Origin of the sequence: Kitasatospora sp. NPDC059812, assembly GCF_042732075.1 — a bacterium.
In the GTDB taxonomy this organism is placed as follows: domain Bacteria; phylum Actinomycetota; class Actinomycetes; order Streptomycetales; family Streptomycetaceae; genus Kitasatospora.
Genome location: NZ_JBHWIO010000036.1, coordinates 8,084 through 12,680, shown reverse-complemented (window position 1 = coordinate 12,680; position 4,597 = coordinate 8,084). Strand labels below are relative to the sequence as shown.

The 4,597-nt window shown below is 75.8% G+C and carries 6 protein-coding genes and 1 pseudogene; 2 read left to right on the top strand and 5 right to left on the bottom strand.

Features of this window, described 5'->3' with window-relative positions:
• Positions 1-205 precede the first annotated feature (205 nt).
• The 5 genes and pseudogenes from ACFV6D_RS19655 to ACFV6D_RS19635 form a co-directional block, all read right to left on the bottom strand.
• Positions 206-940 (bottom strand): alpha/beta fold hydrolase, encoded by a 735-nt coding sequence (locus ACFV6D_RS19655; protein WP_380560601.1) that lies wholly within the window; start codon positions 938-940, stop codon positions 206-208.
• Positions 941-1,107: 167 nt separating this feature from the next.
• Positions 1,108-1,509: pseudogene (locus ACFV6D_RS19650) on the bottom strand (thioredoxin family protein); the annotation flags it as partial.
• 147 nt (positions 1,510-1,656) lie between these two features.
• A complete protein-coding gene (locus ACFV6D_RS19645; RefSeq protein WP_380560600.1) occupies positions 1,657-2,379 on the bottom strand; it encodes a hypothetical protein in 723 nt (240 codons plus the stop codon).
• Positions 2,380-2,464: 85 nt separating this feature from the next.
• On the bottom strand, positions 2,465-2,977 hold the full coding sequence (locus ACFV6D_RS19640; protein WP_363371254.1) for a DUF1990 domain-containing protein: 513 nt from the start codon (positions 2,975-2,977) through the stop codon (positions 2,465-2,467).
• Positions 2,974-3,816, bottom strand: a complete 843-nt coding sequence (locus ACFV6D_RS19635; RefSeq protein WP_380492044.1) for a YndJ family protein — start codon at positions 3,814-3,816, stop codon at positions 2,974-2,976. Before ACFV6D_RS19635 ends, ACFV6D_RS19640 begins: the two co-directional genes overlap by 4 nt.
• A 167-nt stretch (positions 3,817-3,983) precedes the next feature.
• Between ACFV6D_RS19635 and ACFV6D_RS19630 the strand changes: the two genes are divergently transcribed.
• Together ACFV6D_RS19630 and ACFV6D_RS19625 are read left to right on the top strand one after the other, a co-directional pair.
• A complete protein-coding gene (locus ACFV6D_RS19630; protein WP_063346968.1) occupies positions 3,984-4,253 on the top strand; it encodes a DUF1876 domain-containing protein in 270 nt (89 codons plus the stop codon).
• On the top strand, positions 4,250-4,453 hold the full coding sequence (locus ACFV6D_RS19625; protein ID WP_063346967.1) for a hypothetical protein: 204 nt from the start codon (positions 4,250-4,252) through the stop codon (positions 4,451-4,453). Before ACFV6D_RS19630 ends, ACFV6D_RS19625 begins: the two co-directional genes overlap by 4 nt.
• The last annotated feature ends 144 nt before the right edge of the window (positions 4,454-4,597 follow it).

The following is a 4,597-nucleotide window of genomic DNA, read 5'->3' as shown; positions in this document are numbered from 1 at the left end:
CCACCGCCCCCCGCGGCCCACTTCTGCCCCGCGGGTTCCGCCCCTGGGGGGCCGTCGGGGGGGGGGAGGGCCCCCCGGGCGGGCGGGGCGCGGGGCGGTGGGCCCGGCGCCGTGCCCATCCTGCGACGTCAACGGGGCTTCGCGTAGACGAACCCGCAGACGAACGCGCCGACGAACCCGCCGACGGGTCCGAGCCGAGGGAGGGTCAGAGCGCCGCGAGCTCGGCCAGTACCGCCGCCGTGTCGGCCGGGCGGGAGAACATCGGCCAGTGCCCGGTGGGCAGTTCGCGCAGCTCCCAGTTCGGCCCGTCGAGCCCGGCGAACCACGGGTGGCCGGCCGTGATCATCGCCTGCACCTGGGCGAGCGGGAAGGAACAGGTCACCAGTGCCTGCGGCAGCGCGGCCGAGGCGCCCGTCAGCCGCAGCCGGTCCCGGTACGCCCCGGCCGGTTGCGGGGTGGCCCGCTCGCGGATCCGGGCGAGCGCGGCCTCGTCCAGGCCCTCCACACTGGCGCCGTCGGCGGCGAGGTCGGCCCAGGAGGGCATCGGGAGGCGGCCGTCGACCACCGAGGCGTCGGCCGCCGCGCGGTGGTCGGGCTGCCAGAGGTCGTACAGCGAACCGCCGTCGATCATCGGGCCGCTGTCCAGGTAGACCACCCGGCGGATCCGCTCCGGCATCCGGTCCGCGATGCCGCCGGCCGGGGCGCAGGCGCCGCTGTGCGCGACCAGCACCACCTCCCACAGGTCCTCGCGGACCAGCAGGTCGGCCAGCGCGGCGATGTGCTCCGCCAGCCCGATCGGCTCGGCCTCGCCCGCGCGCTCCGCCAGCCCGGGCAGCGTCACGGGGTGGACGGTGTGCCCGTCGGCGCGCAGCGGCCCGGCGACCTCCTCCCAGGCCCAGGCGCCGAGCCAGAAACCGGGGACCAGTACGAACGTGCTCATGGTGGATCGCTCCTCGCGGTCGGGCGGGATCTCCGTCGCCGACGACTCTAGGACCGACCCCGGCCGGACTTCGCCCGGATTTTCGCCCGGATTACTGAGCGACCGGGCCCGGGGAGTCGCACTCCCCGGGCCCTCGGACAAGCGGACGTCCCGGACACCCGGACGGGTCAGGCCTGGCCCTCGGCCGCCTGCTCCTGCGCCACCTTGCGCTTCACCTCGGCCATGTCCAGCTTCCTGGCCTGGCCGATCAGGTCCTCGAACACCGACTCCGGCAGCGCACCGGCCTGCGAGAAGACGAGCACGCCCTCACGGACGATCGCCAGCGTGGGGATCGACTGGATCCCGAACGCGGAGGCAAGCTCCACCTGCGCCTCGGTGTCCACCTTGGCGAAGACCAGGTCCGTGTGGCGCTCGGCCGCCTTCTCGTACACCGGGGCGAACTGGCGGCACGGCCCGCACCACCCGGCCCAGAAGTCGATGAAGACGAAGTCCTGGCCCTCCGGGCCCGGGACGATGTCGTCGAAGTTCTCCTTGGTCAGCTCGACCGTGCTGCTCATCTCGCGATTCCTTCCCTTCCGGAGGCGGCGCTACCGATCACGTGCTCGCGACAACCGTGCGCCCCGACGGGGTATTCCGGAGCCGCCCGGGCCGGAGCCTCTCCCGCCGTAGCCGCCCCCGCCGGTCCAGCGCCCGCCGGTTCAGCGCCCGGGCGCCGCTCACGGCGTGGAGCGGAAACCCCACGGGTGGGAGACCTGGTACGCCGCCAGCCGCTCGATCCGGGCCGGCCCCTGTACGCCGGGCCAGCGCGGGTTCGGCGTGCCGTCGCCGGTCAGGTGCTCCCGTCGCCAGATGCCGTTCCAGCCGACCCGCAGGGCGGGCTCGAAGCTGTGCCACCGCCCGCACGGGCACGGCTGCCGCACCCAGGCGCAGGTCCGGCAGAGTTCGGCCAGGCCGTGGCCGGTCGAGCGCGACAGCACCGGCCCCTCGTCCCCGCAGGCCGGGCAGCCGGGCAGTTCGGCGCCGTCCAGCAGCGCGTTCTGCCGCCGGACGTAGTCGGGCAGCCGCAGCGGCGGGTGGAGGAAGGGGTCCGCCCGCCAGGCCGCGTCCGGTGCGCCCCACCAGGGGCGGTTCCACCACACCGGCTCGGTCGGCTGCCGCCGCCCGGCCCGCTTCTCCGCCCGGCGCCGCGCCTCGTACTCCCGCGCCCCGGCCAGCCACAGGACCCGCGCCTCGTGCAGCTCCTCCACGGCCCGCACCAGCGAGTCCGGGTCGGCCTCCATCAGCCGGGGCATCCGGGCGCTGAGCGTGAGGTGGTGGTAGGTGGCCCGGAAGCCGTACGGCGCGAAGCAGGTCAGGCAGGTCCGTAGGGCGTTGAGCCGCCGGCGCACCGGCAGCCGCTCGTCGTGCACCCGGGCCCGGTGGGTCAGGAAGCTGGTCACGGCTGCCCCGCGGCGACATCGAGGGCCGGCTGCATGCGTATCACCGGGCGATCATGCCGGACGGCCCGCCCGTCGGGCCAAGGCATTACCCCGCGTCCGCCGCGATCCGGGCCAGGACCCGGCCGCAGCGCCGGGCGAAGGCCCGCTGCGCGAGCGGCAGCAGCGGCCCCGCCAGCCGGGCGTACCGGGCGACCGGACGGCTGAAGGCGGTCACGCTGAACCAGACCGCCCCGTCCGCCTCCAGTTCGACCAGGAACGTTTCTTCGCCGCACGCCAGATGGCCGGCCCGGGTGCCGTAGGTGAATCCGTACCGGTCCGGGCCGTCGACGGTGGCCAGCACCCGGTTGGGGGCGCCGGCCCGGAGCGGGCCGACGCCGATCGCGCAGTGCACGGCGACGCCGGGGGCGGCCCGGTCCGCGTCGGCGTCGATCCGCACGCCGGCCAGCCGGTGCATCCGCCAGCCGAGCAGGGCGGCCCCGGCCACCTCCAGGGCGGGGCGGCCCCGGCCGACGAGCGCCCGGTGCCGCAGGTGGCGGTACCCGCCGGGCAGGTGTCCGGTGGCGCTGGCGCCCTGCTCCGGGTAGCTGAGGTCGGTCATCGGTGGTCCTCCGTGGTGGTGATCCGGCGCCAGGCGAGCAGCGAGCAGAGCGCGAAGCCGAGCGCGTTGCCGACGCCGTGGGTGGCGGCCATCCAGGCCAGGGTGGGGTGGGGGAGTCCGGACGCCTGGCCGAGGGCCCACCACAGGGCGAGCAGCATGGTGAGGGCGAGGACGGCCGAGGAGGCGGTGAGCAGCCGGGCGGTGACCGGGTCGGCGGCGCGCGGCCGCAGGTCGCGCCAGGTGACCAGGCCGACCAGCCACATCCCGGTGGTGAGCACGCAGGCCCCGGCGAACTGGACCCAGGTGCCGAGGAAGTACCCGGCGAGCACCAGCAGCGTCCCCGCCGGCACGCTGAGCGCGGCGCAGCGGGCGGCGCCGGAACCCGCCCGGGTGCTGCGGCAGACCAGCCCGGCGACGAGGGCGGCGGTGAAGCCGGCGTAGTGGAAGTGCGGGACGGTCAGCGCCAGGACGTGCGGTTCGAAGCCGAACAGCGGGTAGCCGGAGCGCTCGGCGACCAGGGCGGTGCCGGCCACCGCCGGGGCGGCGAGCGCGGTGAGGACGGCGATTTCGGCGGGCGCGAGCGAGCGGGTCCGGCGCAGCCGCAGCGGTGCGTGGAGGGCGACGGCCAGGGTGCCGAGCGCGTAGAGGGCGGCGCTGCCGGTGGCGAGGCCGCCGCGCGGGAGCCAGAGCGAGAGCGCGCCGGGGACGGCGGCGAGCGGCCAGAGCCGGCGGACGCGGGCGAGGCCGGGTTCGCCGATCAGGGCGAGGCCGAGCGGGACGACGGCGCCCATACCGAGCAGGACCAGCAGGTTCACCAGCTCCGTCGTGCCCTTGCCCATGCCGGAAGCACCTCCTTGAACGTGTTCAAACCTTGGTCGTGGACGACTCTACGCCGCAGAGTTGAACGCGTTCAACTTGCCTCCGGTCCGCCTGCCCTGGTGTTCACGGTGGGTGCGGCGCACTCTGGAGGAGTAACCGGAGGAGTAATCGATGGAGGTGATCCGCCATGCAGACTCTGGTCGGTTGGCACATCGAGATGGAGTTCCGCGAGGACGGCCCGCGCACGACCGCCGCGGCCATGCTGCGGCTGCGCGACGGCAGGGAACTACGGGCCCACGGCTACAGCAGCCGCCACCCCTCGGACCCGGAACAGCTGCGGGTCGGCGAGGAGATCGCGGGGGCCAGAGCCCTCAACGACCTGGCCTCGCAGCTGCTCACCAAGGCCCACGGCGAGATCCAGGAGGTCAGCCCGGTCCCGACCCACCCGCTGACGTGAGCGCCCCGCACCCGGACGGCGGCCACGCCGGCGGCCGGGAGCACCGTTCGCGCATCCCGCTGATCTGCCCGCGCTGCGGGCACGAACAGCGGGTCGTGCCCGGCGGCCCCGACCGGTCGGTCAGGGTCGTGCACGTGGCGACGGGCCGGGAGGCGTGCGAACCCGGGGACCTGGCGAAGGCGCCGGACGACGGGCCCTGAGAGCGGTCCCCGGCAGCGCGAACGCTTCACCACGCGAACGGCGCCGGGGGGGGGGGGGGGGGCCCGGGCCCGGGCGCGCCCCCACCCCCCCCCCCCCACCCCCCCGCCCCGCCACTAGCGGACGGACGAGCGGCCACGCGCGCG

Coding starts and splice junctions, on each gene's coding strand:
- ACFV6D_RS19655 (WP_380560601.1), bottom strand. CDS start 940: ATGAGCACGTTCGTACTGGTCCCCGGTTTCTGGCTCGGCGCCTGGGCC.
- ACFV6D_RS19640 (WP_363371254.1), bottom strand. CDS start 2,977: ATGACCGACCTCAGCTACCCGGAGCAGGGCGCCAGCGCCACCGGACAC.
- ACFV6D_RS19635 (WP_380492044.1), bottom strand. CDS start 3,816: ATGGGCAAGGGCACGACGGAGCTGGTGAACCTGCTGGTCCTGCTCGGT.
- ACFV6D_RS19630 (WP_063346968.1), top strand. CDS start 3,984: ATGCAGACTCTGGTCGGTTGGCACATCGAGATGGAGTTCCGCGAGGAC.